At 65.4% G+C, this 234-nt stretch carries 1 protein-coding gene; it reads left to right on the top strand.

The window, feature by feature from the left end; translation table 11 throughout:
• On the top strand, window positions 1-234 hold a 234-nt coding region (locus ACZ2IA_RS23320; RefSeq protein WP_470294954.1), incomplete at both ends, for a glycosyltransferase.

Below are 234 nucleotides of genomic sequence, written 5' to 3'. Positions count from 1 at the left end.
TTCCGGTCTACAACCACGCGCATGCCGTGGGCTCGGTGGTGGCAGCGCTCCAATCCACCGGTCTGCCCTGCTGGCTGATCGATGACGGCAGCGATGATGCGTGCCGTCAGGTACTGGAACAGCTGGTGACACGCTACCACGGGGTCCACCTGGAAAGGCTGGCCGAGAATCGCGGCAAGGGTGAGGCGCTGGCGTTCGGGTTCCGGCGCATGCAGGATGCCGGCTTTACGCACG

Source organism: Crenobacter sp. CS_VA4 (genome assembly GCF_055597485.1).
This window is presented reverse-complemented; position numbering and strand designations above follow the sequence as displayed.